A 25,252-nucleotide genomic window follows, 5' to 3' on the forward strand; every position below is an offset into this window, starting at 1 on the left:
TGAGCCTGCTCGCGATGGCGGTGGGTCAGTCGACATTAGTATTGACTGACCCACCGCCATCGCGAGCAGGCTCACTCCTACATTAGATCTGCGGTGTCTTGGGGTTTTGGGCGAAGTCCTGGAGTTGCGGGTAGAACAAAGCGAAGTCTTCGCTGAGCGGCTCATACAACCGCCGCAATTCCTCCATCGCCCCCGCCAGCTCTTCCGGCCGGCTCAGCCGCCGCGAGATCCCGCGCAACACCTGCTCCAGCACTTCAAACTCCTGATAAGAACCCAACCAGTCATTGGCAACCATGTGCGGGGCGATCTTCGCCAGTCGCTCGGGCAGTTGCGGTTCACGGGACAGCACCCGATAGACATCAGCGGTGAAAACCTCCAGTGGCTGATCGGCATACAGCGTCCAGTCCCGCGCCAGGCAATGATCGAAAAACACATCGAGCACGATCCCGGCGTAACGCCGACGCGTGTCGGAAAACCGCCCCAGGGCGATGTCCACCAACGGATGGCGATCAGTGAACACGTCAATCCGCCGATGCAGTTGAATGGCCGCCTCGACCTCCGGCGCAAACTGCCCTTGCAGCCGACCTTTGACAAAATCGCCATACAGGCTGCCGAGCAGTTGCCCGGGGCGCTGGCCACCGAGGTGTAAATGTGCGAGATAGTTCATGGGCGCAGCTTAGCACTGCGGCCCGGTATCCATACATCCATGTATCGTTATAACGCGATATACCAATTTATGCTGACGTCAGATCAAAATCATATTGGTGTATCGCGATCTAACGATTTATATTTCGCCACATCGCGATATAGCGTTGTACACATTGTGAGCACCCTGCCATGAACCTCGACCTCGACGAAATAATAAAAGCCCTGGCGCACCCAGTACGACGAGACATCCTCAACTGGCTGAAAGACCCGAAGAACGAATTTCCGGAACAGTTGCACAACCACGAATACGGCATCTGCGCCGGGCAGATCGATCAACGCTGCGGCCTGTCACAGTCGACCGTTTCGGCACACCTCGCGACGTTGCAACGCGCCGGTCTGATCAGCAGCCAGAAGGCCGGTCAATGGCACTTTTTCAAACGTAACGAGGACGTGATCCAGGCGTTCCTCAGCACCCTCAGTAAAGAGCTCTGACCCTTAACGTCAGCCAGCCGACAAGGAAACCTGCATGCCCCTCTCGCTCCTCATCCTCGCCTTGAGCGCCTTCGCCATCGGCACCACCGAATTCGTCATCATGGGCCTGCTGCCCGATGTGGCGGCCGACCTCGGTGTGTCGATCCCCGGCGCCGGCTGGCTGGTGACCGGTTACGCCCTCGGCGTGGCGATCGGTGCGCCGTTCATGGCAATGGCCACGGCCAAACTGCCGCGTAAAGCGGCACTGGTCGCGTTAATGGGCATTTTTATTGTCGGCAACCTGCTGTGTGCGATTGCCAGTGATTACAACGTGCTGATGTTTGCCCGGGTGATCACCGCGCTGTGTCACGGTGCCTTCTTCGGTATCGGTTCGGTGGTAGCGGCCAATCTGGTGCCAGCCAACAAGCGTGCTTCGGCGGTGGCCTTGATGTTCACCGGTTTGACTCTGGCCAACGTCCTCGGTGTGCCGCTGGGCACTGCGCTGGGTCAGCAATACGGCTGGCGCTCGACCTTCTGGGCGGTGACCGTTATCGGCGTGATCGCACTGATCGGCCTGATCCGCTTCCTGCCGGCCAAGCGTGACGAAGAAAAACTCGACATGCGCGCCGAACTCGCCGCCCTCAAAGGTGCGGGTATCTGGCTGTCGCTGAGCATGACCGCGCTGTTCGCCGCGTCCGTATTCACCTTGTTCACCTACGTCGCCCCGCTGCTCGGCGAAGTCACCGGCGTGTCGCCGCGTGGCGTGACCTGGACGCTGATGCTGATCGGCCTGGGCCTGACCGTCGGCAACATTATCGGCGGCAAACTCGCCGACAAGGGCATGGCCGCCACGCTGATCGGCGTGTTCATCGCCATGGCCGTGGTCTCCACCGTGCTGACCTGGACCAGCGTCGCGCTGATCCCGACTGAAATCACCCTGTTCCTCTGGGCCACCGCCTGTTTCGCCGCCGTACCGGCGCTGCAAGTCAACGTGGTGACCTTCGGCAAAGCCGCACCGAACCTGGTTTCGACCCTGAACATCGGCGCCTTCAACGTCGGCAACGCCCTCGGCGCCTGGGTTGGCGGCAGCGTCATCGCCCACGGCTACGGCCTGACCAGTGTGCCGCTCGCAGCCGCCGCCCTGGCAGTGCTCGCCTTGCTGGTGACCCTGATTACTTTCCGTCAGAACGGCAATGCCGATCTGGCCCCTGCTACCAACTGATTAACTTTCACTTGCGAGGGTTGTAGACATGGCAACTATTTTTGATCCGATCAAACTCGGCGACATCGAGCTGGCCAACCGCATCATCATGGCCCCACTGACCCGCTGCCGCGCCGACGAAGGCCGCGTACCGAACGCGCTGATGGCTGAATACTACGTACAGCGCGCGTCCGCTGGCCTGATCCTCAGTGAGGCCACTTCGGTGACGCCAATGGGTGTTGGCTACCCGGACACCCCGGGTATCTGGTCCAACGATCAAGTGCGCGGCTGGGCCAACGTGACCAAAGCGATTCACGCTGCCGGCGGCAAGATCTTCCTGCAACTGTGGCACGTCGGCCGGGTTTCCCATCCGTCGTACCTCAACGGTGAAGCGCCGGTGGCACCGAGCGCGATCCAGCCTAAAGGTCACGTCAGCCTGGTGCGTCCACTGGCCGACTACCCAACCCCGCGCGCACTGGAAACCGCTGAAATCGCCGACATCGTCGACGCCTACCGCACCGGCGCCGAGAACGCGAAAGCCGCCGGTTTCGACGGCGTGGAAATCCACGGCGCCAACGGTTATCTGCTCGACCAGTTCCTGCAAAGCAGCACCAACCAGCGCACCGACAATTACGGTGGCTCGCTGGAAAACCGTGCGCGTCTGCTGCTGGAAGTGACTGACGCCGCGATCGAAGTCTGGGGCGCTGGTCGCGTTGGTGTGCACTTGGCACCGCGCGCTGACTCCCATGACATGGGCGATGACAACCTGGCGGAAACCTTCACCTACGTCGCACGTGAACTGGGCAAACGCGGCATCGCGTTCATCTGCTCCCGTGAGAAAGAAGGCGCCGACAGCCTCGGTCCGCAATTGAAAGAAGCTTTCGGCGGCCCTTACATCGCCAACGAACGCTTTACCAAGGACAGCGCTAATGAGTGGCTGGCCAGCGGCAAGGCTGATGCCGTGGCATTTGGTGTGCCGTTCATTGCCAACCCGGATCTGCCGGCTCGTTTGCAGGCGGATGCGCCGTTGAATGAGGCGCGTCCGGAGTTGTTCTACGGCAAAGGCCCGGTCGGTTACATCGACTATCCAGCGCTGTAAGCAGTAGGAACACAAAGCCCCCGACTTTTGAGAGTCGGGGGCTTTTTTGTGCTCGCCTGGAGAATGATTGCGCGGCTGAGTACGTAGCCCCTCATCGGAACGCCGCCCCCCCAGCCCTCTCCCAGGGGAGAGGGAGCCGATCTGTGTGCGTTTCAAATCTGGAGTTCGACCTGATATCTCAGGTCGGCGTAACTCGCAAGAACACCTCAGTCAGTCCCCTCTACCTCTGGGAGAGGGTTAGGGTGAGGGTGAGGGCAAGCGGCTCACACTCATTCACACAGAAGACACAAATTCCCTACAAAATGCCTAGCTCGCTACGTTTAAACTCCCCCCGCTGCGAAGCTATTTAAAGGCAGGCCAATTGACATGAGCGGTGTCAATTACGCATTTTGTTTCATTTGCGCAGGCTGGGGCTCAGGCGCAGCATATCCAACCCTGTATCGACCCAACGCTCGGCCTCGGCATGCAGCTCAAAGCTGTCCGGCGCCAGAAGCCATCCATACAGAAGGCCATCGATATAGCTGTGAATACTGATGGCCGCGCGGACGGTGTCGAGATCTTCCGGCAACTGGCCGCGATTGACCGCATTACGCAACGTCAGAGCGATGCGCTCGTTGCAATCGAGACTGACGTCCCGGCGCTGCTGGCGCAAATCGCACATTTCATCGGTGAACTCGCACTTATGAAACAGAATTTCGTTGATCCGCCGGGTTTTCGGGTCCAGCGCAACTTGATGAAACAAATGAATCAGCAGTTGGCGCATGCAGCCCAACGGATCGAGTTCATCTTCACTTTCGCTGGCCCTGGCCAATTCATCCAGCGGCTCACGCAGCGAATCCAGCATGGCCTGGACCAGATCGGCCTTGTCACTGAAATGCCAGTAAATAGCACCGCGTGTGACCCCGGCCATTGTCGCGATATCGGCCAGCGTCGTACGAGCGACACCCCTTTCATAAAAGGCTTTCTCCGCCGCTTCCAGGATCTGGCTACGGGTTTCTTGAGCTTCCTCTTTGGTACGACGGACCATGACAGTAAAACCTCAAACAGGATGTTTCAGGGATGGCTGAATATCCGCTGAATAAAGAGGGGGCGATCTCTCACGGATCTGCTCCCCGGCCTACAATTTCAAACCTTGCGACGAATTTTGTAACAGGGTGGGTACGTGGCAAAGGTGTTTACAAACAACCATGAACGTAAGTATATTCCTTAGCAAGCTACTTATCCACCCGGTACCCAATTTTTACCCTTCCACACTTCTTGTGCGCTTTTCGCGCGCCTGACCCGAGGATCTTCATGCAATTCAAGCCAGCTGTTACCGCTCTGGTCACTGCCGTCGCCCTGGCATCGCTGCTCAGCGGATGTAAAAAGGAAGAAGCGGCACCGGCCGCTCCACCGCCTCAGGTCGGCGTCGTCACCCTGCAACCACAAGCGTTTACCCTCACCTCCGAACTGCCGGGCCGCACCAGTGCGTACCGCATCGCGGAAGTTCGACCGCAGGTCAACGGCATCATTCTCAAGCGTCTGTTCAAGGAAGGCGGCGATGTCAAAGCCGGCCAGCAGCTGTACCAGATCGATCCGTCGGTCTATGAAGCGACCCTGAAAAGCGCCGAAGCCAACCTGCGTTCGACCAAGTCGATATCTGACCGCTACAAGCAACTGGTCGACGAGCAGGCCGTGAGCCGTCAGGAATACGACACCGCCGTGTCCAACCGCATGGAGTCGGAAGCATCCTTGCAGAGCGCGCAGATCAACGTGCGTTACACCAAGGTCTACGCACCGATCTCCGGCCGCATCGGCCGTTCTTCGGTCACCGAAGGTGCACTGGTCAGCAATGGCCAGACCGACGCAATGGCGACGATTCAGCAACTGGACCCGATCTACGTCGACGTCACCCAGTCCTCGGTTGAGCTGCTGGAGTTGCGCCGCGAGCTGGAAAGCGGTCGCCTGCAGAAATCCGGCGAAAACTCGGCAGCGGTCAAACTGACCCTGGAAGACGGCAGCCAGTACAAGCTCGACGGTAAGCTGGAATTCTCCGAAGTCACGGTCGACCCGACTACCGGTTCGGTGACCCTGCGCGCGGTGTTCCCGAACCCGGATCACACCCTGCTGCCAGGCATGTTCGTCCGCGCCCAGTTGCAGGCCGGCGTCAACGCTGCGGCCATTCTGGCGCCGCAACAAGGCGTGACCCGTGACCTCAAAGGCACCCCGACCGCTCTGGTCGTCGGCGCCGACAACAAGGTCGAACTGCGTCAGCTCAAGGCCAGCCGCACCGTCGGCAGCCAGTGGCTGATCGAAGATGGGCTGAAGGCTGGCGATCGTCTGATCACCGAAGGGCTGCAATACGTGCGCCCGGGTGTTCAGGTGAACCCGACCGAAGCCACTAACGTAGGCACAAAGAACCCGGCCCCCGCTCAGGCAGCTGACAAAGCCGACGGCGGCAAAGGGGAGTAATCCATGTCAAAATTCTTCATCGACCGTCCGATTTTCGCCTGGGTAATTGCCCTGGTGATCATGCTGGTCGGGGCACTTTCGATCCTGAAATTGCCGATCAACCAGTACCCGAGCATTGCGCCACCGGCCATTGCGATCTCCGTGACCTACCCGGGCGCTTCGGCGCAAACCGTGCAGGACACCGTGGTCCAGGTGATCGAGCAGCAGCTCAACGGTATCGACAACCTGCGTTATGTGTCCTCGGAAAGTAACTCCGACGGCAGCATGACCATCACCGCGACCTTCGAGCAAGGCACCAACTCCGACACCGCGCAGGTGCAGGTTCAGAACAAGCTGAACCTCGCTACCCCGCTGTTGCCGCAGGAAGTGCAGCAACAAGGTATCCGCGTGACCAAGGCAGTGAAAAACTTCCTCTTGGTTATCGGCGTGGTCTCGCGTGACGGCAGCATGACCAAGGACGACTTGTCCAACTACATCGTGTCGAACATGCAGGATCCGATCTCGCGGACTGCTGGCGTCGGTGACTTCCAGGTCTTCGGTGCCCAGTATGCGATGCGCATCTGGCTCGACCCGGCCAAGTTGAACAAGTACAACCTGACCCCGGGCGACGTCAGCACTGCAATCTCCGCGCAGAACGTTCAGGTGTCTTCCGGTCAGCTCGGCGGTTTGCCGGCGCTGCCTGGCCAGCAACTGAACGCGACGATCATCGGCAAGACCCGTCTGCAGACTGCCGAGCAGTTCAAAGCGATTCTGCTCAAGGTTAACCAGGACGGCTCGCAAGTGCGCGTCGGCGACGTCGCCGATGTCGGTCTGGGTGGCGAAAACTCGACCATCTCGGCGCAGTTCAACGGCAAACCGTCTTCCGGTCTGGCGGTAAAACTGGCCAACGGCGCCAACGCCCTCGACACCGCCAAAGCCCTGCGCAAGACGATTGACGAACTCAAGCCGTTCTTCCCGCAAGGCATGGAAGTGGTGTTCCCGTACGACACCACCCCGGTGGTGACCGAGTCGATCAAGGGTGTGGTTGAAACCCTGGTCGAAGCGATCGTACTGGTGTTCCTGGTGATGTTCCTGTTCCTGCAGAACTTCCGCGCCACGGTCATCACCACGATGACGGTGCCGGTGGTATTGCTCGGTACGTTCGGCATCCTCGCGGCCTTCGGTTTCAGCATCAACACCCTGACCATGTTCGGTATGGTGCTGGCCATCGGTTTGCTGGTGGACGACGCCATCGTTGTGGTGGAAAACGTCGAGCGGGTGATGAGCGAAGAAGGCTTGTCACCGAAGGAAGCGACCAAGAAGTCCATGGGCCAGATCCAGGGCGCACTGGTCGGTATTGCTCTGGTTCTGTCGGCGGTACTGTTGCCGATGGCGTTCTTCAGCGGTTCCACCGGTGTGATCTACAAGCAGTTCTCGATCACCATCGTCTCGGCCATGGCCCTGTCGGTACTGGTCGCGCTGATCTTCACCCCGGCGCTCTGCGCCACCATGCTCAAGGCGATTCCGAAAGGCGAGCACGGCACGCCGAAAAAAGGCTTCTTCGGCTGGTTCAACCGTAACTTCGACCGTGGCGTTCGCAGCTACGAGCGCGGTGTCGGCAACATGCTGTCGCGCAAGGCTCCTTACCTGCTGGCGTACCTGCTGATCGTAGTGGGCATGATCTGGCTGTTCACCCGTATTCCAACCGCGTTCCTGCCAGAAGAAGACCAGGGTGTACTGTTCGCCCAGGTGCAAACCCCGGCGGGTTCCAGTGCCGAACGTACGCAAGTCGTGATCGACGAAATGCGTTCCTACCTGCTGGAGAAAGAATCCGGCGCGGTCGCCTCGGTGTTTACCGTGAACGGCTTCAACTTCGCCGGTCGCGGTCAGAGTTCGGGTCTGGCGTTCATCATGCTCAAACCGTGGGACGAGCGTGACGCGAGCAACAGCGTGTTCGCCCTCGCCCAGCGTGCGCAGCAACACTTCTTCAGCTTCCGCGACGCGATGGTGTTTGCTTTCGCCCCGCCAGCGGTACTGGAATTGGGTAACGCCACCGGTTTCGACGTGTTCCTGCAGGATCGCGCCGGTATCGGTCACGAAAAACTGATGGAAGCGCGCAACCAGTTCCTCGGTCTGGCCGCGCAGAGCAAGGTGCTCTATCAGGTGCGTCCGAACGGCTTGAACGATGAGCCGCAATACCACCTGGAAATCGACGATCAGAAAGCCCAGGCCCTCGGCGTGAGCATTGCCGATATCAACAGCACGCTGTCGATCTCCTTCGGTAGTAGCTACGTCAACGACTTCATCGACCGTGGTCGAGTGAAGAAGGTCTACGTGCAAGGTCAGGCCGGTGCTCGCATGAGCCCTGAAGACTTGAAGAAGTGGTACGTGCGCAACAGCGCCGGAACCATGGTGCCGTTCTCCGCGTTCGCCAAGGGCGAGTGGATCTACGGCTCGCCGAAACTGGCGCGTTACAACGGTGTAGAAGCGATGGAGATCCTCGGTTCTCCGGCGCCGGGTTACTCCACCGGTGATGCGATGGCCGAAGTCGAAGCGATTGCCAAGAAGCTGCCGGCGGGTGTCGGTATCTCCTGGACGGGTCTGTCTTATGAGGAACGTCTGTCCGGCTCGCAAGCGCCGGCGCTGTACGCCCTGTCGCTGCTGATGGTGTTCCTGTGTCTGGCGGCGCTGTACGAGAGCTGGTCGATTCCGATCGCGGTTATGCTCGTGGTACCGCTGGGGATCATCGGTGCACTGCTGGCCACCAGCCTGCGCGGTCTGTCCAACGACGTGTACTTCCAGGTCGGCCTGTTGACGACCATCGGTCTGGCGGCTAAAAACGCCATTCTGATCGTCGAGTTCGCCAAGGAACTGCATGAACAGGGACGCAGCCTGCGCGATGCGGCGATCGAAGCCTGCCGCATGCGTCTGCGCCCGATCATCATGACCTCGCTGGCCTTCGTCCTCGGTGTTGTACCGTTGGCGATTTCCACTGGCGCCGGTTCAGGCAGTCAACATGCGATCGGTACGGGCGTGATTGGCGGTATGCTCACGGCCACGATCCTGGCGATCTTCTGGGTCCCACTGTTCTTCGTTACGGTTTCGTCCCTAGGCCAGCGTAAAATCGCTGACGAGGATGAAACGACTGAAACTCCTAAAGAGGCTGGCCAATGAGCAAGTCGCTACTCTCCATCGCAGTCGCCGCCTTCGTGCTGAGCGGTTGCTCGCTGATACCCGACTATCAGCAGCCTGAGGCTCCGGTCGCAGGTCAGTACCCGCAGGGACCGGCGTACTCGCCGGCCCAGGCTCCGGCGCAGGCCGCAGCCGAGCAAGGCTGGAAGCAGTTTTTCCACGACCCGGCGCTGCAACAGCTGATCCAGGTGTCCCTGGAAAACAACCGCGACCTGCGTGTCGCGGCGCTGAACATCGATGCTTACGCGGCTCAATACCGCATCCAGCGTGCCGACCTGTTCCCGGCGGTTTCGGCCAATGCCAGCGGCAGCCGTCAGCGGGTTCCGGCGCGTGCGTCGCAGACCGGCGAAGCGGGCATCACCAGCTCCTACTCCGCCACCGTCGGCATCAGCGCCTACGAACTCGACCTGTTCGGTCGCGTTCGCAGCCTGAGCGAACAAGCGTTGCAACAGTACTTCGCCACTGAAGAAGCGCGCCGCAGCACCCAGATCAGTCTGGTCGCCAGCGTCGCCAACGCTTACCTGACCTGGCAAGCGGACAAGGAACTGCTCAAGCTGACGCAAGACACCCTCGGTGCCTTCGAAGAAAGCTACAAGCTGACCAGCCGCAGCAACGAAGTCGGTGTGGCTTCGGCACTGGACCTGGCGCAGTCGCGCACCTCGGTCGAGAACGCCCGCGCACAACTGGCGCGTTACACCCGCCAGGTGGCGCAGGACGAAAACAGCCTGACCCTGCTGCTCGGCACCGGTATCCCGGCCAATCTGCAAACGGCCAAGCCGCTGGCGGATGACCTGCTCAGCGACGTACCGCCGGGTCTGCCTTCGGACCTGCTGCAACGTCGTCCGGACATTCTGCAAGCCGAGTACAACCTGAAAGCGGCCAACGCCAACATCGGCGCGGCCCGTGCAGCGTTTTTCCCGAGCATCAGCCTGACCGCCAACGCGGGCAGCCTGAGCCCGGATCTGTCCGGTCTGTTCAAGGGTGGTTCGGGGACGTGGCTGTTCCAGCCGCAGATCAACCTGCCGATCTTCAACGCCGGCAGCCTGCGCGCCAGCCTCGACTACGCCAAGATCCAGAAGGACATTGGCGTGGCGAACTACGAGAAGTCCATTCAAACGGCCTTCCAGGAAGTCGCCGACGGCCTGGCCGCACGCCAGACCTACACCGAACAGCTGCAAGCGCAGCGTGACTTCGTGCAGGCCAACCAGGATTACTACCGTTTGGCCGAGCGTCGCTACCGCATCGGCGTCGACAGCAACCTGACCTTCCTCGATGCCCAGCGTCAGCTGTTCAGTGCGCAACAAGCGCTGATCACCGACCGCCTCGCGCAGCTGACCAGTGCGGTCAACCTGTACAAGGCCCTGGGCGGTGGCTGGAATGCGCAGACCGCGCAGAACGAACCGCTGAAAGAAGAAGCACCGAAGATGAAGTTGTTCTGATCATCATCAGGTGAATACAAGGAGCCCACCGATTGGTGGGCTTTTTGTTGCCTGAGAATCAAAAGATCGCAGCCTTCGGCAGCTCCTACATTTGGAATGCAAATCCTTGTAGGAGCTGTCGAAGGCTGCGATCTTTTGATCTTCAATGCTGTTCGATAATCGCCCAAAACCCGCTTTACCCAATTGAATCCGAACATCCGCCCCCCGCACCATTCGATCAACAAAACCAATAACAACAGGTTCGACACCATGCTCCCGCGCCCTGCTCCGACCGGCTGACCGCCGTCGCTTCGCCCCCTGAATTCATCGCATTTCTGCACCGTAAAAAACGGTGGCAGCGCACCCGTTCGCCTTAAAAAAACAAGAGAGACCCGAGCCCATGACAAACTCCCCTGCGCCTTACGCAATTCCCGGCCTGATCGCCCTGGCCCTGGCCGGCGCGGCGCTGCCCGCAGCGGCTGAAGAAGCCGGTTTCATCGAGGGCGCCAAGGTCAACCTCAACCTGCGCAACTTCTACATCAACCGCAACTTCACCAATCCGACCAAAGCTCAGGGCAAGGCTGAAGAGTGGACACAGAGCTTCATCCTCGACGCCAAGTCCGGCTTCACCCAAGGCACCGTCGGCTTCGGCATGGATGTGCTCGGTCTGTATTCGATTAAGCTCGATGGCGGCAAAGGCACAGGCGGCACGCAGTTGTTGCCGCTGGACCATGACGGTCGCCCGGCGGACAACTTCGGCCGCACCAACGTCGCTTTCAAAGCCAAGCTTTCGCAGACCGAAGTGAAGGTCGGCGAGTGGATGCCGGTGCTACCGATCCTGCGTTCGGACGATGGCCGCTCATTGCCACAGACCTTCCGTGGCGGGCAGATCACGTCCAAAGAAATCGACGGCCTGACCCTATACGGCGGCCAGTTCCGCGCCAACAGCCCGCGTGACGACAGCAGCATGAGCGACATGTCGATGACCGGCAAAGCGGCGTTCACCTCTGATCGCTTCAACTTTCAGGGCGGTGAATACGTTTTCAACGAAAAACGCACACAGATCGGCCTGTGGAACGCCGAACTCAAGGACATCTACAGCCAGCAATACGTCAACCTGATCCACAGCCAGCCGCTGGGCGACTGGACGCTGGGCGCCAACCTGGGTTTCTTCTACGGCAAGGACGATGGCAGCGCCCGCGCGGGCGATCTCGACAACAAGACCTGGTCTGGGATGTTCTCGGCGAAGTACGGCGGCAACACCTTCTACGTCGGCCTGCAGAAACTCACTGGCGATAGCGCCTGGATGCGCGTCAACGGCACCAGCGGCGGCACCCTGGCCAACGACAGCTACAACGCCAGCTACGACAATGCGCAGGAACGTTCCTGGCAAGTACGCCATGACTACAACTTCGTCGCGCTGGGCGTCCCCGGCCTGACCCTGATGAACCGCTACATCAGCGGCGACAACGTGCACACCGGGACGATCACCGACGGCAAGGAATGGGGCCGCGAATCGGAGCTGGGCTACACCGTGCAGAGCGGCGCGCTGAAGGATCTGAACGTCAGATGGCGCAACTCGACCATGCGCCGGGACTTCAGCAATAACGAGTTCGACGAGAACCGCCTCATCGTTAGCTACCCGATCAGCCTCCTCTAAACACCGATCAAAACTGTAGGAGCTGCCGAAGGCTGCGATCTCTTGATCTTGTTTTTAAGATCAACAGATCGCAGCCTTCGGCAGCTCCTACATTGGATTTTTGCCATTGGTCAGGAGAAGTGGCACTTTGCCGGTCGGCAGGTAAAGTGACAAAACCTGAAGGACTCAGGTGCTTCACCTTTCCGCTTCCGTCGTCGTAGTCGGTCCTCAAGCTGGGAGCCAGGTTGTCATCGGAAGACACCATCGATCACTGGAGGACCACCTCAATGATCTCTCGTCTTGCAACACCCGACTGGGACGCCAAGGCGTACCAGCAGTTTTTCCGTCTCAGGCAACGCCCGGTCAATGAATTGCTAGACCGTGTTGACCTGCCAGATCCTCAACGCATTTACGACCTGGGCTGCGGCACCGGCATTGCTACGCAGTTGTTGGCCAAACGCTGGCCGCGCGCGCAGTTGCAGGGGATCGACAGCTCGGCACAGATGCTCGCAGAAGCGCGCTGTCTGCCGTTCCGGGCATCGTGGAAACACTGCGATCTGCTCGATTGGCAACCGGAGCAGCCGGCTGACCTGCTGCTCGCTGCCGCCGTGCTGCACTTTATCGACGGCCATGAAACGCTGCTGCCGCACCTGCTCGGCTATCTCAATCCCGGCGGTTGTCTGGCGGCGCACATGCCGGACTGGCGCGATGCGCTGTGGTATCGATTGATGCTCGACACTCTCGAAAATGGCGGCCCCGGCGGCACGTCAATGGGCACACCTGAACTGCGCCAGCGTATGGCGGCGCGGCCGTTATTGGCACTGGAGGATTACTACCGTTTGCTGGCGCCGCTGACCACGTCGCTGGATATCTGGGAGACCGAGCAGTTGCAGGTGGTTGACGGCAAGTCGCCGGTGTATGACTGGGTGAAGGTCTCGGCGCTGCGGCCGGTGATGCAGGCGTTGAGTTCAGCGGAACAGGCGCGGTTTATCTATCACTATCTGATGCGAGTGAATAAGCATTATCCGCAGGAGGGGGATGGGCATACGTTGTTTGCGTTCAAGCGGATATTTATTGTCGCCACGGTTTGAAGAGCAAAAGATCGCAGCCTTCGGCAGCTCCTACAGGGGAACGCATTCCAAATGTAGGAGCTGCCGAAGGCTGCGATCTTTTTCGGTTTCAACCGTCATTCGCGGGATTCAATACCCAGTTCGTCCCACACCGACTCCGCCAGATGGAAAGTGGCATTCGCCGCCGGGATCCCGCAATAGATCGCACTCTGCATGATCACTTCCTTGATCTCGCCCCGGCTCACGCCGTTATTGGCCGCCGCGCGCAGGTGAAGTTTCAGCTCGCCTTCACGGTTCATGCCGATCAGCATGGCGATGGTGATCAGGCTGCGCGTGTGCCGAGGCAAGCCCGGACGCGTCCAGATATCGCCCCAGGCATGCCGAGTGATCATCTCCTGAAATTCCGAGTTGAACTCGGTCAGTGTGGTCAGGCTGCGATCAACATGCGCATCACCCAACACCGCGCGGCGCACTTGCATACCGTCGTCATAACGTTGTTTCTCGTCCACGAAAATCCCCTTGTCAGGCGTTTAGAAACGCCAACACACGATCACTGAAATCCGCGCCAGCCTGCACGTTGGACAGGTGCGCCGCGTAGAACTCGGCGTACTGGGCACCGCGTACATGCTCCTGAATGAAATGCCCACCGGCCGGCGGCGTCACCGCGTCTTCAGTGCCGGCAATCACCAGCAACGGCACGTTGATCGACGCCAGTTGCTCGCGGAAATCGGCATCACGCACCGCCGCGCAATTGGCCGCGTAACCTTCAGGCGAAGTCGCCGCGAGCATGTCGGTAATCTGCTTGGCTGCGGCCGGATGTGCAGCGGAAAAATCCGGGGTAAACCAGCGAGCAATCGATGCATCTCGCAGAGCAACCATCGCCGCCGCGCCATCGCGCAGCACGGTTTCGATGCGTGGATTCCACACCGACGGATCGCCGATTTTTGCCGCCGTGTTGCAGACGATCAGCTTGTGCAGACGATGACCAGCGTTGATCCCCAGCCACTGCCCGATCAGACCGCCCATCGACAGCCCGCAGAAATGCGCACGCTCGATGTGCAGCGCATCCAGCAGACCGAGCACGTCATGACCCAATTGCTCAATGCGGTAAGGCCCCGGTGTCACCAGCGATTGGCCATGGCCACGGGTATCGAAACGCAGCACGCGAAAGTGCTCGGTGAAGGCCGGCATCTGCGCGTCCCACATGTGCAGGTCTGTGCCCAGCGAGTTGGACAGCACCAGCACCGGCGCATCGACCGGGCCCTCGATTTGATAATGCAGTTCGCCATCGGCGAGTTGAACGAAAGCCACAGCCCTCTCCTTTCAGTCAGACAATGCGTTGTGTTCGGCCACCGCACGCTCGACCCAGGTTTTTGCCTGACCGAGGTAATGGGCGGGGTTCAAAAGCTGATCGAGTTCAGCGCTGTTCAACTGGGCGGTGACTTGCGGTTCGTCACCGAGTACGGCGCGTAAATGGCGCTGCTCGGCCACCGCGCGTTTGCAGCATTGTTCGAGCAGGTGATGCGCGGCGTCGCGGCCGACACGCTGGGCGAGGACGATGCTGACGGCTTCGGCCAACACCAGCCCCTGAGTCAATTCGAGGTTGCGGGCCATGCGCTCGGCATCGACTTTCAGACCGTCGGCGAGCAAGCGTGCCTGTTGCAGCGAACCGGAAACGAGGCAGCAAATCTCCGGCAAGGTTTCCCATTCGGCATGCCACAGACCGAGGCTGCGCTCGTGCTCCTGGGGCATGGCGCTGAACAGCGTCGAGACCAGACCCGGAACGCGCGTCGCTGCGCCGATCAACACCGCTGCGCCGACCGGATTGCGCTTGTGCGGCATGGTTGACGAACCGCCCTTGCCCGGTGCCGACGGCTCGAAAACCTCGGCCGCTTCAGTCTGCATCAACAGGCTGATGTCGCGGCCGAATTTGCCCAGGCTGCCGGCGATCAAACCCAGCACCGCGCCAAACTCCACCACGCGATCACGCTGGGTGTGCCACGGCTGTTCCGGCAAGGTCAGTTGCAGTTCTTCAGCCAGCGCTTCGGCAATCGGCAAGGCCTGTTCGCCCAACGCGGCGAGGGTCCCGGATGCGCCACCGAATTGCAGCGCCAGCAGACGCGGCTTGAGTTCACGCAGACGCTGACGGCTGCGTGTCACGGCGCCGAGCCATCCAGCGACTTTCATGCCGAGGGTCACTGGCGTCGCATGTTGCAGCCACGTTCGCCCTGCCAGCGGCGTAGCGGCATGACGTTGCGCCTGGGTGGCGAGAGAGTCAGCCAGTTGCGCCAGATCGCTTTCAATCAACTCCAGCGCCTGACGCAATTGCAACACCAGCCCGGAATCCATCACGTCCTGACTGGTCGCGCCCAAATGCACATAACGCTCGGCTTCTGCATCGGTGGAGGCAATCTGTTTGCCCAACGCCTTGACCAGCGGAATCGCCGAATTGCCCGCCGTGGCAATCGCCTCACCCAGCGCCGCGAAGTCATACAACCCCGCGTTACACGCCGCAGCAATCGGTGCGACAGCCGAAGAAGGAATCAAACCAACCCGCGCTTCGGCCCGCGCCAATGCGGCTTCAAAGTCGAGCATCGCCTGCACGCGGCCCTGATCGCAGAACACTTCGCGCATATCGCGGGCAGTGAAATAGGCATCGAACAATTGATTGCCCGGTCGCTGAGTCATAAACAGTCCTTGCCGGCGCGGGCCGTGACGGCCCGCGCACTTCGGGTTAGAGATCGTGGTGCAAATACGCCGCCTGTTTCGGCAGGCGCAGACTGAACAGGAAGGCGATTGCCATCATGGCTGTAACGTACCAGTAGAAGGAGTTTTCCATGCCGATGTTCTTCAGGCTCAGGGCGACGAATTCCGCCGAACCGCCGAAGATCGCATTCGCCACCGCGTAGGCCAGACCGACACCGAGGGCGCGGACTTCTGGCGGGAACATTTCGGCTTTTACCAGGCCGCTGATCGAGGTGTAGAAACTGACAATCGCCAGCGCCACGGTGATCAACACAAATGCGAGGAACGGGCTGCTGACACTTTTCAGGCTCAACAGAATCGGCACGGTGAACAGCGTACCGAGCGCGCCGAACCAGAGCATCGAATTACGTCGACCAATCTTGTCGGCGAGCATGCCAAACAGCGGCTGCATGCACATATACAGGAACAGCGCGCCGGTCATGATGTAGCTGGCGGTCTTGGCGTGCATGCCGGCGGTGTTGACCAGGTACTTCTGCATGTAGGTAGTGAAGGTGTAGAAAATCAGCGAGCCACCGGCGGTGTAACCGAGCACGGTGATGAACGCGGCTTTGTGATCGCGGAACAATGCGCTGATGCTGCCGGCGTCCTTGTGCGCGCGGGTTTCCTTGTTGGTGGTTTCTTTCAGGCTGCGACGCAGGAACAGCGAAATCAGCGCCGCCACCGCACCGACCACAAACGGAATCCGCCAGCCGTAGGCACGCAGGTCTTCCTCGGTAAGGAATTGCTGCAGAACCACCACCAGCGACACCGCCAGCAGTTGCCCGCCGATCAGCGTCACGTACTGGAACGAGGCGAAAAACCCGCGCTGGCCCTTGAGGGCGACTTCGCTCATGTAAGTCGCGGTGGTGCCATACTCGCCGCCGACCGACAGGCCTTGCAGCAGACGGGCGAACAAGAGCAGGACCGGTGCCCAGACGCCGATGTCCTTGTAGGTCGGCAAGCAGGCAATCAATAACGAGCCGAAGCACATCATCAGAATCGAGATGAGCATCGAGTTCTTGCGTCCGTGCTTGTCGGCAACCCGGCCGAAAATCCAGCCACCAATCGGGCGCATCAGGAAGCCGGCGGCGAACACGCCAGCGGTATTGACCAGTTGCACCGTCGGGTTGTCGGAGGGGAAGAACGCCGGGGCGAAATAAATCGCGCAGAAGGCGTAGACGTAGAAGTCGAACCATTCGACGAGGTTGCCGGACGAGGCGCCGACAATGGCAAAGATGCGCTTGCTACGCTCTTCGCCGGTGTAATGGGAGGTGGTGGTTGTCATTGTTTTTCACTCGATAGGGACAGTGAGAGTCTAGACATACTTTGCAACAGTCCCGTTCCACAGTTCCATCTGCAACACAGTTCTCACCTGTGGGAGCGAGCCTGCTCGCGATGGCGGTGTGTCATTCAGACCATTTAAATCTGACACACCGCCATCGCGAGCAGGCTCACTCCTACAGGGATTGGGGTGTTCTTCAGTAATCGAAGAACACCGTCTCGGCGTCGGTGCCCTGCAGAATCACATTCCACTGATAAACACCCAAGGCGTCCTTCTTCGCCAGCAGCGTACTGCGCCGCTCAGCCGGCACACATTCCAGCAACGGATCATCAACGTTCGCCGGCTCGCCTTCAAAATAAATCCGCGTTAGCAAATGCTTCACCAGGCCACGGGCAAACACCAGCACCACCAGATGCGGCGCCTGAGTCGAGCCCTTCAGCCCTTCAACCGTGCCCGGTTTGATCGTGGTGAAACGGAAGCGCCCTTCAGCGTCCACCGGCACCCGGCCAAAGCCTTCAAAATTAGGGTCGAGCGGTTTGTTCTGCTCGTCTTCCGGGTGGTCGTACTTGCCGGCGGCATTCGCCTGCCAGACTTCAAGCATGGCGTCGTTAACGACATCGCCGTTGCCATCCACCACCTGCCCGGTGATCGCCACGCGCTCACCGAGGGTTTGCTCGACGGTGAGGTCTTCGCGGTTCAGCCAGGTCAGGCCGATGTGGTAATACGGCCCGACGGTGTGGGACGTGGTCGCAGTAAGCGTCATCTTATTTCTCCATCGGCGTGGCTTCACGCCCGCGCAGCACGATGTCCCAGCGATAACCGAGGGCGTAGGACGGAATGGTTTTTTCCAGATCGAAACTGGCGATCAGGCGCTCCTTGGCCGAAGTGTCCGGCACGCAGTTGTAGATCGGGTCGTACGCCAGCAGCGGATCGCCCGGGAAATACATTTGCGTGACCAAGCGCGTAAGGATGCTCGGCCCGAACAGCGAAAAGTGGATATGCGCCGGGCGCCAGGCATTGTGGTGGTTACCCCACGGATAGGCACCGGGCTTGATGGTCTGGAACTGATACCAGCCGTCGGCGTCGGTGACGGTGCGGCCGGTGCCGGTGAAGTTCGGGTCCAGCGGCGCATCGTGCAGGTCGCGCTTGTGGTTGTAGCGGCCGGCGGCGTTGGCCTGCCAGATCTCGACGAGAATCCCCGGCACCGGCAGACCGTTTTCGTCGAGCACGCGGCCGTGAACGATAATGCGCTCACCTTGTGGCTCGCCTTCATGCTGGGCGGTCAGGTCGTTATCGGTGTCGCCCACGCGCTCGGCGCCGATGGTCGGCCCAGTGATTTCCGACAGCGAGTGCGGCAGAAACACCAATGGCTTGGACGGCGAGCGCAGGTTGGTGGATTGATACGTTGGGTGCAGGTACTCAGGCTGAGTGCCTTCCTGCGGACGACGGTAACCAGGCTTGTCAGACATGTCGCTTTCCTCTGTTCTATTTCGTCACGGCTTGCGTCAGACGCGTTCGATGGCCAGGGCCAGACCTTGGCCGACACCGACACACATGGTCGCCAGACCTTTCTTGCCACCGGTCTTTTCCAACTGATGCAGTGCGGTCAGCACCAGACGCGCACCGCTCATGCCCAACGGGTGACCGAGGGCAATTGCGCCGCCATTCGGGTTGACCTGCGCGGCGTCATCCGCCAGACCCAGTTCCCGCAGCACCGCCAAGCCTTGGCTGGCAAACGCTTCGTTGAGTTCGATCACGTCAAAATCGCTGACCGCGACGCCCAGGCGCTCGATCAGTTTGCGCACCGCCGGTACCGGACCGATGCCCATCACGCGCGGCGCCACACCGGCGCTAGCCATGCCGAGCACTTTGGCGCGGGCGGTCAGGCCATGTTTTTTCACCGCTTCAGCGGAGGCGAGAATCAGTGCAGCAGCACCGTCATTGACGCCGGAAGCATTGCCGGCGGTGACGGTTTTGTCCGGGCCGTTGACCGGTTTCAGCTTGGTCAGCGCTTCAATCGTGGTGTCGGCGCGCGGATGTTCATCCTCGCTGACCACGGTTTCGCCCTTCTTGTGGGCGATCCGCACTTCGACGATTTCTTCGGCGAAGTAGCCGGCGGCCTGCGCGGCAGCAGTGCGTTGCTGGCTGCGCAGGGCAAAAGCGTCCTGATCGGCGCGCGACACTTTATAGTCGTCGGCGACGTTGTCAGCGGTCTGCGGCATCGCATCGACGCCATACTGCGCCTTCATCAACGGGTTGATGAAACGCCAGCCGATGGTGGTGTCTTCCAGCTTCATGTTGCGCGAAAACGCCGCGTCCGCCTTGCCCATCACGAACGGCGCGCGGGACATCGACTCGACGCCGCCGGCAATTGCCAACTCCATCTCGCCGCTGGCGATTGCGCGGAATGCGGTGCCGATCGCGTCCATGCCCGAAGCGCAGAGACGATTGAGGGTCACGCCCGGTACGCTGTCCGGCAGGCCTGCCAACAGCAGCGCCATGCGCGCGACGTTGCGGTTGTCTTCGCCGGCCTGGTTGGCGCAACCGAGGAACACTTCGTCGATGGCGTTCCAGTCCACCGAGGGATTGCGTTCCATCAGGGCTTTGATCGGCACCGCGGCCAGGTCATCGGCGCGCACGGTGGACAAACCGCCGCCGAAACGGCCGATCGGCGTGCGAATCGCGTCGCAGATATAAACGTCACGCATCATGCTTCTCCAGGTGCCTGGCCGTGGGCGGCGGCAGTACGCGCTTCGAGATCGCGCAGCGCGCTCAGTTCGACTTCAGTCGGTTCAGCGGTGTTTTCAACATGCTCGGCAAAACGAATCGCCCAACCGGTGGCCGCGACCACTTGCTCGCGGGTCACGCCCGGGTGCAGCGCGGTGACCACGAATTCGTGGGTGCCTGCTTCCGGTTCCATGATGCACAGGTCGGTGATGATGCCGACCGGCCCGGCGCCCGGCAGGCCCAGACGTTTGCGCGAATCGCCGCCCTCACCGTGACCGACCGAGGTGATGAAATCGAGCTTGTCGACAAACGAACGCGCCGACTGTTTAAGGATGATCAGAACGCTTTTTGCCGAACCGGCAATCTCCGGCGCGCCACCGGCACCCGGCAGACGCACTTTCGGCGAGAAGTAATCGCCAACCACGGTGGTGTTGATGTTGCCGAAACGGTCGACCTGCGCAGCGCCGAGAAAACCGACGTCAATGCGTCCGCCCTGCAACCAATAGCGAAAAATCTCACCAGTCGGTACGACGGTGTCAGCGGTTTCAGCGAGTTCGCCGTCACCAATGGACAGCGGCAACACGCTTGGCTTGGCGCCAATCGGACCCGATTCGTAGATCAGCACCACGTCCGGCGAAGAAGTCAGGCGCGCAAGGTTGGCGGCTTTCGACGGCAGGCCGATGCCGACGAAGCACACCGAGCCGTTCTTCAGGCGACGGGCCGCCGCGACGGTCATCATTTCATTGGTGGTGTAAGTCATTACTTGGCCTCCGAAGCAGCGGCCAGCTTGGCCTGGAACGCGCTGAAGTCAGCGCAGCCATGGATGTATTCGTTGATCCACGCGGTAAACGTCTCACGGTCACGGGCGATCGGATCCCACGCCTGGTAGAAACGATTGTCACGCTCGGTGTAACCGTGGGCGTAGGACGGATGTGCGCCGCCGGGTACGTGGCAGACTGCGCTCAAGGCCCAGGTCGGCAGGACGCAGGCGTTCATCGGCGCCTTGAGGTCGTCGACGATTTCTTCGACGGTGACGATGCAGCGCTTGGCGGCCAAAGCCGCTTCTTTCTGCACACCGAGAATGCCCCACAGCAGCACGTTGCCCTGGCGGTCGGCTTTCTGTGCGTGGATCACGGTCACGTCCGGGCGCACCGACGGCACCGCCGCCAGCACTTCACCGGTGAATGGACAGGTCACGGTTTTGATCAGTGGATTGACCTTCGGCAGGTCGGAACCGGCATAGGCACGCAGCACCGCGAACGGCAGGCCGGATGCGCCAGCGACGTAGGCATTGGCCAGGTCGGCATGGCTGTGCTCTTCGATTTCGAGAGCATGCGGCCATTGTTTCTCGACCGCGTCACGCAGGCGGTGCAGCGAACCGACGCCCGGGTTGCCGCCCCAGGAGAAAATCAGTTTGCGTGCGCAACCCGCGCCGATCAGTTGGTCGTAGATCAGGTCAGGCGTCATCCGCACCAGTGTCAGATCTTTCTTGCCCTGACGAATGATTTCATGACCCGCTGCCGTAGGGATCAGGTGAGTGAAGCCTTCGAGTGCGACGGTGTCACCGTCGTTGACGAATTGCTTCACCGCGTCGTGCAGCGAAAGGATCTCAGCCATGGAGCGGGCTCCTGTTTTTGTAGTGAATCGCCAGTGATAAAAAGGCGCGAGGTTCAGCGCCGGAGTCACTGCAGATTAAGCCTGGGGAAATGGCCAAACAATCCGATAATCGACTGAGTGTTCGTTTATCGAACAGATTGTTGTCAGCCTATCGGTTCGTGTTGCCTGCAAAAGATCGCAGCCTTCGGCAGCTACAGGGTTACGCGTTCACATGTAGGAGCTGCCGAAGGCTGCGATCTTTTCGCTTTACATCGAAATATCAGGTCGCATCCGCATGACTGACCATGCCCTTGATCACCACCGCCGTGGTCGCCAATGCCGCCGGAATCACCAACGCCGTCAACACCTGCTCGAAATTCCAGCCCAGCCCCAGCAACGTAGCGCCCATCCACGCTCCGAGAATCGCGCCAAAGCGGCCAATCCCCAGCATCCACGAGACCCCGGTCGCCCGCCCCTGAGTCGGATAAAACCGCGCGGCCAGCGACGGCATCGCCGATTGCGCGCCGTTCACGCACATCCCCGCCACCAGCACCAAAGTCGCCAGCAACGTGATGTTGCCCAGGCTCTGCCCGACCGCGTAGGCAAACACCCCGGCCAGCAGGTAGAAAGTGCCGATGACCTTGTGCGGATTGAAGCGGTCCATGGCCCATCCCACAGCGACCGCGCTCAACACCCCGCCGAACTGGAACAACGCGCCAATAAATGCGGCTTGCTCCATGCTCGCGCCGCTGTCACGCATCAGCGTCGGCAACCAACTGGTCAGCAGATAAACAATCACCAGCCCCATGAAGTAGGTTAGCCACAGCAGCAAGGTGCCGGTGCTGTAAGTGCCGGAGAAGATCACCGCGAACACGTTGCGCGCCTTGACGGTTTTCTGTTCCGGTACGCTGAAGCTCGAGGCCTGAGCGACGGTGACCGGGTCGATCGGCGCCAGAGTCTTGCGCACTTTGTCCGTGCCACGATTGCGTACCACCAGATAACGCGCCGACTCCGGCAACCAGAACAGCAGCACCACAGCGAGGATCAACGGCAGGATCCCGCCGATCAGCAGCAGGCTGTGCCAGCCGAACGCCGGAATCAGCTTGGCGGAAATGAATCCGCCGCCGGCCATGCCGAGGTTGAAACCGCAGAACATGCTGGTTACCAGCAGCGACTTCTTGCGCTCCGGGGTGTATTCCGAGAGCAGTGTGGTGGCGTTGGGCATTCCCGCGCCCAAGCCGAGACCGGTCAGGAAGCGCAGCACCAGCAGTTGTTCAACGTTAGTGCTGTAAGCCGAAGCAAGGCTGAAGGCGCCGAACAGAACCACAGCGCCCACCAGTACGACTTTTCGTCCAAAGCGGTCAGCCAACGGGCCGGAGCCCAATGCGCCGAAGACCATGCCAATCAGCGCGGCACTCATCACCGGGCCAAGGCTGGCCCGGTCGATGCCCCAATCCTGCGACAGCGCCGGGGCGATAAAACCCATCGCGGCGGTGTCGAGGCCATCGAGAAAGACAATCAGGAAACACAGGATCACCACGCGCCACTGATAGCGCGAGATCGGTTGGGCATTGATGAAGGTCTGCACGTCGAGGCAGTTACCCACAGCGGACTGAGGCTGGTTCATTATTTTTATTCCACGCAAAAAACGCAGTCGAACGGCGGCCGGCCAGAGAGCGGCACGGTCACAAGAATAGAAGGTCTGGATCAGGCGTTGCGGTGAACCCGGCAACAGCGGATGGGGCGGAGACAGTCGGAGAGCATGCGCATGGTGAGTTGCCTCTTGTCATTATTATGGGAGTCGGCAGTCCGGCGGGCTCATTCACATCAGCGCCGGATGACGCTGCCGCGACATTAATGATCCGAGGGTTTTAGCGTCAATTCGATAAACGCAACACTGTGCGTTTATCGAACACTTCATCAGGCAAACAACTGCGCACTGAGGTCGCGACTGGCGCTGAGCAGGCCCGGCAGGAAGCGCTGCTCCAGCTCGGTACGACTGACGCGACCGGCGTGGGTGCTGACGTTGAGCGCCGCAACGACCTGACCGGAAGCATCGTAGACCGGCACGGCAATCGAACGCAGACCTTGTTCCAGTTCCTGATCGACGATGCACCAGCCTTGCTGCCGCACTTCCTGCAGGCATTCGAGCAACGCGTCGGGGGTGTGAATCGTGCGGCTGGTCTTGGCGACCAGTTCGGCGTGATCGAGGTATTCACGCAGCGAGGTGTCATCAAGTGCTGCCAGCAGAATCCGCCCCATCGACGTGCAATACGCTGGCAGGCGACCGCCCACCGACAGGTCCACCGAAATCAGCCGCTGGGTGGTCGCCGAGCGGGCGATGTAGAGAATGTCGTCGCCCTCCAGCGTGGCCATGTTGCAGGCTTCGTGCAGTTGTTCGCTCATGCGGTCGAGGTACGGCTGAGCGGACACTGCCAACGGCGTCGACGACAGATAGGCGTGGCCGAGGGTCAGCACTTTGGGCAGCAATGAATAGGTGCGACCGTCCGTGGTGGCGTAGCCGAGTTTGATTAGCGTATGCAGGCAACGACGCACGGCGGCGCGGGGAATCTCCGTGCGGTGGCTGATCTGGGCGATAGTCAGATGGCGCTTGCGCTCCTGAAACGCCTGCACCACCGCCAGACCACGAGCCAGCGAAGTCATGAAGTCCGGATCACCGGTCAGCGCCTGGATGCGTTTGGCCGGCGAGGCGACGATCGGCGGCGCCACAGAGGTGAAGGAGTTGCGCATTTGATCGTTCATTTCTTGTCCTTTTATCCGGCACGGATCAATGGGCTATACAAGCGGCTCGCCGACAAATGCACAAGCGTCGAACCAGCAAGATTGGGCGATTATCGAACCGCCGCCCGATAATCGCAATCAGCTGTTGGGAGAGCGTCTAGCCATTTATGGGGCAAGCCAAACTTTGCGATTATCAGAATCACAGCTTTAGTTGTCCGACTAAATGGCGCCAAAAACAGATCACCCACCCAATAAGGGCCAACACGCACTTCAACTAGTAACAAAAGTTGCGAGTCACAAAACAATCACACATCCGGAACCGTTTTTAACTTGGCAAAGATAGTCATTCCTGAATCGACCGCTATAATGCAGCTCAGTGGCACCTCGTTTTTAATCGCTGAGGTCGTCACCCGCTGCGGCGATGTCCATCGCCAACAGCCCGGCCAGCGCCTGACGCGAATCACTCATGCAACGCCTGCGCTCGCTGAAACAGGAAACTGATGCTGCGTCAGTTTTTATCTGGTGCCGTAGCCGCCTGTAACACGGAAGTCTTGATCGCCCCACCGTTTACACCAATGCCTGTCCGGGCGTTGAACTCGCGGTGGCTCCGTTCAACCGATTCGTTGCAGTGCGTTTCACCAGACACTTAACTCAACTCATACAGGTAGCACTGTGACGAAAGACGAACTGCGCGCGGAACTTGAGCGCCAGGAACAACGTTACAAGGAAGTTTACGGCGGGGAAGTCACCACCTACGCCGCTCAGCCCGAACCGGAACGCAAAGCATGGCGTAAACGCCCTACCGTTCAGGATCAGGTCTTCAAGCAGGAAATCGAAAAGATCGAAAAGGAACTCAAAGCCGAAGAGCCTTGAGCCACGGTTTTCGGATCTTCTGAAGGTTTGCGTCCACACCGGTTACAAGCGCGGTGGAACGACGATGCCTTGCGCGCCCGCTACCCGCGGGCAGCGGCCATCAACCGGTCTGGCAGACT

Annotated in this window: 22 protein-coding genes; 9 read left to right on the plus strand and 13 right to left on the minus strand. The window is 60.3% G+C overall.

Features of this window, described 5'->3' with window-relative positions; translation table 11 throughout:
* Nucleotides 1–82: 82 nt before the first annotated feature.
* A complete protein-coding gene (locus tag H8F23_RS06510; protein WP_194933803.1) occupies nt 83–667 on the minus strand; it encodes an acyl carrier protein phosphodiesterase in 585 nt (194 codons plus the stop codon).
* A gap of 170 nt (nt 668–837) precedes the next feature.
* Between H8F23_RS06510 and H8F23_RS06515 the strand changes: the two genes are divergently transcribed.
* The 3 genes from H8F23_RS06515 to H8F23_RS06525 are packed head-to-tail and all read left to right on the plus strand — an operon-like array spanning nt 838 to nt 3,419.
* A complete protein-coding gene (locus H8F23_RS06515) occupies nt 838–1,140 on the plus strand; it encodes an ArsR/SmtB family transcription factor (protein ID WP_007917068.1) in 303 nt (100 codons plus the stop codon).
* A gap of 34 nt (nt 1,141–1,174) precedes the next feature.
* Entirely contained in the window at nt 1,175–2,341 is a 1,167-nt protein-coding gene (locus tag H8F23_RS06520) for an MFS transporter (RefSeq protein WP_034153084.1), read from the plus strand.
* A 28-nt stretch (nt 2,342–2,369) separates the two neighbouring features.
* Nucleotides 2,370–3,419, plus strand: a complete 1,050-nt coding sequence (locus H8F23_RS06525; RefSeq protein ID WP_194933804.1) for an alkene reductase — start codon at nt 2,370–2,372, stop codon at nt 3,417–3,419.
* Between the two features lie 394 nt (nt 3,420–3,813).
* On the opposite strand, the gene emhR is transcribed toward H8F23_RS06525, so the two are convergent.
* Nucleotides 3,814–4,446: an efflux system transcriptional repressor EmhR gene (gene emhR, locus H8F23_RS06530; RefSeq protein ID WP_194933805.1), complete on the minus strand. Its 633-nt coding sequence runs from the start codon at nt 4,444–4,446 to the stop codon at nt 3,814–3,816.
* A 266-nt stretch (nt 4,447–4,712) separates the two neighbouring features.
* On the opposite strand from emhR, the gene H8F23_RS06535 reads away from it, so the two are divergent.
* The 5 genes from H8F23_RS06535 (at nt 4,713) to H8F23_RS06555 (ending at nt 13,189) form a co-directional block, all read left to right on the plus strand.
* Nucleotides 4,713–5,870, plus strand: coding sequence for an efflux RND transporter periplasmic adaptor subunit (locus tag H8F23_RS06535; protein WP_194933806.1), 1,158 nt, complete (start codon nt 4,713–4,715; stop codon nt 5,868–5,870).
* A 3-nt stretch (nt 5,871–5,873) separates the two neighbouring features.
* Complete coding sequence (gene emhB / locus H8F23_RS06540) at nt 5,874–9,023, plus strand: efflux RND transporter permease subunit EmhB (protein ID WP_194933807.1); 3,150 nt, start codon at nt 5,874–5,876, stop codon at nt 9,021–9,023.
* A complete protein-coding gene (gene emhC, locus H8F23_RS06545) occupies nt 9,020–10,480 on the plus strand; it encodes an efflux RND transporter outer membrane subunit EmhC (RefSeq protein WP_194933808.1) in 1,461 nt (486 codons plus the stop codon). The genes emhB and emhC overlap by 4 nt, the downstream gene beginning before the upstream one ends.
* A 379-nt stretch (nt 10,481–10,859) precedes the next feature.
* Nucleotides 10,860–12,119: an OprD family porin gene (locus tag H8F23_RS06550; RefSeq protein ID WP_194933809.1), complete on the plus strand. Its 1,260-nt coding sequence runs from the start codon at nt 10,860–10,862 to the stop codon at nt 12,117–12,119.
* A gap of 266 nt (nt 12,120–12,385) precedes the next feature.
* Nucleotides 12,386–13,189: a methyltransferase domain-containing protein gene (locus H8F23_RS06555; protein WP_194933810.1), complete on the plus strand. Its 804-nt coding sequence runs from the start codon at nt 12,386–12,388 to the stop codon at nt 13,187–13,189.
* Nucleotides 13,190–13,284: 95 nt separating this feature from the next.
* On the opposite strand, the gene pcaC is transcribed toward H8F23_RS06555, so the two are convergent.
* The 11 genes from pcaC to pcaR all read right to left on the minus strand — a co-directional run bounded on the left by pcaC (nt 13,285) and on the right by pcaR (nt 24,281).
* Nucleotides 13,285–13,677 (minus strand): 4-carboxymuconolactone decarboxylase, encoded by a 393-nt coding sequence (gene pcaC / locus H8F23_RS06560; protein ID WP_041070503.1) that lies wholly within the window; start codon nt 13,675–13,677, stop codon nt 13,285–13,287.
* Between the two features lie 13 nt (nt 13,678–13,690).
* A complete protein-coding gene (gene pcaD, locus H8F23_RS06565) occupies nt 13,691–14,479 on the minus strand; it encodes a 3-oxoadipate enol-lactonase (RefSeq protein ID WP_194933811.1) in 789 nt (262 codons plus the stop codon).
* 12 nt (nt 14,480–14,491) lie between these two features.
* A complete protein-coding gene (locus H8F23_RS06570; protein ID WP_194933812.1) occupies nt 14,492–15,856 on the minus strand; it encodes a 3-carboxy-cis,cis-muconate cycloisomerase in 1,365 nt (454 codons plus the stop codon).
* 46 nt (nt 15,857–15,902) lie between these two features.
* Nucleotides 15,903–17,198, minus strand: a complete 1,296-nt coding sequence (locus H8F23_RS06575) for an MFS family transporter (RefSeq protein ID WP_095049154.1) — start codon at nt 17,196–17,198, stop codon at nt 15,903–15,905.
* A 193-nt stretch (nt 17,199–17,391) separates the two neighbouring features.
* Nucleotides 17,392–17,958 carry a protocatechuate 3,4-dioxygenase subunit alpha gene (gene pcaG, locus H8F23_RS06580; RefSeq protein ID WP_194933813.1) on the minus strand — a complete coding sequence of 189 codons (567 nt, stop codon included), beginning with the start codon at nt 17,956–17,958 and terminating at the stop codon, nt 17,392–17,394.
* 1 nt (nt 17,959) lies between these two features.
* Nucleotides 17,960–18,664, minus strand: a complete 705-nt coding sequence (gene pcaH, locus H8F23_RS06585) for a protocatechuate 3,4-dioxygenase subunit beta (protein WP_038358206.1) — start codon at nt 18,662–18,664, stop codon at nt 17,960–17,962.
* Between the two features lie 36 nt (nt 18,665–18,700).
* Complete coding sequence (gene pcaF / locus H8F23_RS06590) at nt 18,701–19,906, minus strand: 3-oxoadipyl-CoA thiolase (RefSeq protein WP_194933814.1); 1,206 nt, start codon at nt 19,904–19,906, stop codon at nt 18,701–18,703.
* Nucleotides 19,903–20,682 carry a CoA-transferase subunit beta gene (locus H8F23_RS06595; protein ID WP_194933815.1) on the minus strand — a complete coding sequence of 260 codons (780 nt, stop codon included), beginning with the start codon at nt 20,680–20,682 and terminating at the stop codon, nt 19,903–19,905. The genes pcaF and H8F23_RS06595 overlap by 4 nt, the downstream gene beginning before the upstream one ends.
* A complete protein-coding gene (locus H8F23_RS06600; protein WP_064393052.1) occupies nt 20,682–21,539 on the minus strand; it encodes a CoA transferase subunit A in 858 nt (285 codons plus the stop codon). The genes H8F23_RS06595 and H8F23_RS06600 overlap by 1 nt, the downstream gene beginning before the upstream one ends.
* A gap of 259 nt (nt 21,540–21,798) precedes the next feature.
* Nucleotides 21,799–23,145: an MFS transporter gene (locus H8F23_RS06605; protein WP_194933816.1), complete on the minus strand. Its 1,347-nt coding sequence runs from the start codon at nt 23,143–23,145 to the stop codon at nt 21,799–21,801.
* Between the two features lie 293 nt (nt 23,146–23,438).
* Complete coding sequence (gene pcaR, locus H8F23_RS06610) at nt 23,439–24,281, minus strand: pca regulon transcriptional regulator PcaR (RefSeq protein ID WP_007917109.1); 843 nt, start codon at nt 24,279–24,281, stop codon at nt 23,439–23,441.
* Nucleotides 24,282–24,932: 651 nt separating this feature from the next.
* Between pcaR and H8F23_RS06615 the strand changes: the two genes are divergently transcribed.
* Nucleotides 24,933–25,133 carry a hypothetical protein gene (locus H8F23_RS06615; protein WP_008080067.1) on the plus strand — a complete coding sequence of 67 codons (201 nt, stop codon included), beginning with the start codon at nt 24,933–24,935 and terminating at the stop codon, nt 25,131–25,133.
* Nucleotides 25,134–25,252 lie beyond the last annotated feature (119 nt).

This window comes from Pseudomonas neuropathica, from assembly GCF_015461835.1.
Lineage (GTDB): Bacteria > Pseudomonadota > Gammaproteobacteria > Pseudomonadales > Pseudomonadaceae > Aquipseudomonas > Aquipseudomonas neuropathica.